Genomic DNA, 3,354 nt, shown 5'->3' on the forward strand with positions numbered 1-3,354 from the left:
ATAATCGATGGCCCGTTGGGTGGAGCGATCCCAGTACCTTTTCTACGAAAGGCATAGTTTCCAGTAAGAAAGGAATAACGGGTGGGGGTACATGTGGATGCAGAGCAGTAACCACTGGTAAAACGCAATCCTTCTTTAGCCAGACGATCAATGTTTGGCGTTTTGAGGTTTTTGGTGCTGGCTCCGTAACAACCGACATCCCCGTATCCCATATCGTCAGCCATAATAACAATAACATTGGGCTTGCTGGCAAAGAGATAAGTCGAGCCAAGAAAGACGGTGCAAAAAATGGGAAGGAAATGTTTAAGGTTCATGTTGTAACTATGTGGAAGGAGAGGAAAAAATTCAAGGGTTCATCCGTTCTTCAATCTCATTTGGTTCGAGAGGAGCTTCGGTCATTAGGTTGATGGGTTGATCACCCGAAATAACAATATTGTCCTCCAGTCGAATGCCGAGCCCCTCCTCTGGAATGTAAATCCCGGGTTCTACTGTAAAAACAGCACCTTCGTTTAAGTGAGTTTGACCGATGGATACATCGTGGACATCGAGACCCAACGAGTGCCCGAGTCCGTGCATGAAATACTTCCGGCAAGCCGGTTGATTTGGTTTTTGTTTCTTTAAGTCTTTAAGGGAAATGAGTTTCAAATCCACTAATTCCTCATTCATCATTTCATGTGCTTCAGTGTTCCACTGTTTGATTTCCTTGCCCGCTGTAGCACCACTTATGGACTTACGTAATACCCGGAGGACTGCCTGGTAAACCTGTTTTTGCCTGGGTGAGAATTTTCCATTTACTGGTATTGTCCGGGTAAGGTCTGCGTTGTAATTGGCATAACATGCACCCACATCCATCAATAAAAGGTCCCCCTTTTTGCAGGGCTGATCATTTTGGAGGTAGTGAAGAATACAGGCATTCTTTCCTGAGGCGATAATTGGGCCGTAAGCAAATTTACACCTTTTCCGGATGAAGGCACGAGCCCATTCTGCCTCGATCTCATACTCCATTACACCGGGTTTTATCGTAGTTAATATATCCTTAAAAGTGTTTGCGGTGATATTAACTGCCTGCTTGATCAGGGTGATTTCCCTATTATCTTTGTTAAACCGCAAAGTATGCAGGTGGGGGGCAAGCCGAAGAAACCTTCTTTTGGTGTAGCGATTACGGAGGGAGTTTCGAAAGCGTTGATCCCGTGTTTCCACAGGATTTTCTGCCCTTTGGTGCTCGTTGTCATTTAGAAAGAAAGCCCCTTTCTGTATGCGTGCTAGTTTGGCAAAAACTTGGGCAAAATCATCAATCCAATGTACATAATAAATACTAGAAACGGTTCGGGCATCTGCTTTACTAAGCTTGTAGCCCTCCCAAAGAGTGAGTTTTGGATTGGGTTTACGGAGAAAAAGGTGAGCTCGGTCTCTTGGCTTTTCAGCACCAGGTTGAATGACAAGAATGGACTCTTCCTGCTCAATGCCTGAAAGATAAAAGAGGTCAGAATTGGGGTGGTAGGGCAGGGTACCATCGGCATTACTTGGCATCAGGTCGTTAGCATTGAGAATAGCCAGGCAATTTATTGGTAGGGAATTGATTAACCTCTCTCTGTTTTTGGAAAATAACTGGGGGTCAATCGGTTGGTGTCTCATGCTGCTAGGTCTAAAAAACAGATAGTCAATTGGCTATCCTGAAAATAGTTAAGGTACTGAAAAAAAGATCATCATTGGCCTCCCCCCTAATGATCAATCGATAGAAATCATCTCAATATACTTGAGGTGGCGTGGCGGTCCCATATCGGCAAGATTGATGGGGCGTTTTGCTTTAAGGTCGATTATCGCAATGGAAAAATTTCCAATTTTTGACCATGCAATTTGCCCTTCTTTCTTATCGGTAAAATCCTTTCGCTTGAAGATGACCTTTCTTTCGCCCTTTCCATCGACCTTCCTATTTGCTTGAAATTTCCCCATACCTTCTCCCTTGGATACAAAACTGCTACTTGTTTTTAGGCTAACCATCAGTTCTTTACCTTGAGGGTCAATGCCCAGGGTAAGGTCTAACTCATTCGAAAGGTCAAGCGAGGGGTCCTGAAATTTATAAGTCTCCAATCGTTTACCGTTTTCTCTGATGGCCCAATCCTTTACTCCGGAGGAAAAATTATCAACCTGTCGTGTTTTGGGTATTAAAGAATAAGAAGATAGGTCAATTTCCGGTGGTTCGTAGATTTGTTCAACCGAGTTAAGAGTAAAAGTTTTAGATTCCCCTCTTTGAAGGGGGATGTTCTGTATCATGTTATACCTGCATAGAGCAAAGGCATACAATGGGAGTTTGGGATAAATAGGAAATTGTGCGGACCATTTTTCGTGTTCCTTGATTGCATTTGCGCTCTTCCAAAAACGAGTGCGTGCGTTTGGGTCGTAACTGTAATAAATTTCGACATCTATTAAATGATCAGTTTGTTGAGGGTAGGCGGAAAAGTGTGCTGTATCCTTCTTAATTTCCAATAAAGATGAGGGAGTTGGAGGGATGTTAACTTGTTTGCCCTTGAGGTATCGATCAAACCACAGATTAAGCAGTACCCATTGTTCTGGATCAGGACCGTGGTTTCTGTGCATGTTTGCAGAGATTCGATAGTTTTTATGGGGCAGTAAATTCATACACTTTTGGATACGTTCATAAGGTGAGTGGAAGTCGTTGGAAGAAGTGAGAAAAGCAACCGGGCATTGAACTCGGGGCCAATAACTACTCACATCAACGGTTGTCCGGTAAAGTTCGATATTTTTATAATGAGCACGCTGGCTACTCCCCTCGATTTCGGGGAGGTCTTGATGATTGAAGCCAGAGCCCCCCACAAAGGGCACAACTGCTTTTAACCTAGGATCGATTGCATTCATTGCGGTAATCACTCCACCCATGGAAAAACCAGCAAAGCCGATGCGGTTTGCGTCGACTTCTGGCTGTTGCTCCAAAAAAGTAATCCCTCTTTTCCCTGCAACAGCTAAGAGAAACCAATTGGAATTTCTCGGGCTTGGCACTGGATCAATTGAATATTCGTCTGGTATCAAGGTTCTTTTCCACTGCTGTCTTAATGCCTTAGGGTAAAACCTTGGACCCAAGGTCGGATCGACTTTTCCCCAGTCGGTATTTTCTTTGACCCCTTTCTCCATCGATCGGCCGAGCCAATTAATATCGATCACGGCGTATCCCTGCTTAGCGAAATAGATCCCCCGATCTTTTTCAGCTCTCTGCCCACCACCATGTGTCCATACGAATGATGGATGTTTGCCAGGTTTGTCAGGAAAGGTGTAGTAGGCGGCTACGCGGGCTTCTACCCCCTTAAAGGTTCCAACTTTATAAGTAACATAGCGACT

General features: G+C 44.2%; 3 protein-coding genes. All 3 read right to left on the bottom strand.

The window, feature by feature from the left end; all coding sequences use genetic code 11:
* A partial coding sequence (locus ACKPQ4_RS05700; protein WP_407680239.1) for a sulfatase-like hydrolase/transferase occupies window positions 1-224 on the bottom strand: 224 nt, incomplete at its 3' end.
* Between the two features lie 121 nt (window positions 225-345).
* Entirely contained in the window at window positions 346-1,635 is a 1,290-nt protein-coding gene (locus ACKPQ4_RS05705) for an aminopeptidase P family protein (RefSeq protein ID WP_407680237.1), read from the bottom strand.
* Between the two features lie 93 nt (window positions 1,636-1,728).
* Window positions 1,729-3,354: alpha/beta hydrolase family protein (locus ACKPQ4_RS05710; RefSeq protein WP_407680238.1), on the bottom strand; the 1,626-nt coding region annotated here is incomplete at its 5' end.

This window comes from Candidatus Chordibacter forsetii, assembly GCF_964187505.1.
Classification (GTDB): Bacteria; Verrucomicrobiota; Verrucomicrobiia; order Opitutales; family Seribacteraceae; genus Chordibacter; species Chordibacter forsetii.

Coding starts and splice junctions, on each gene's coding strand:
- ACKPQ4_RS05705 (WP_407680237.1), bottom strand. CDS start 1,635: ATGAGACACCAACCGATTGACCCCCAGTTATTTTCCAAAAACAGAGAG.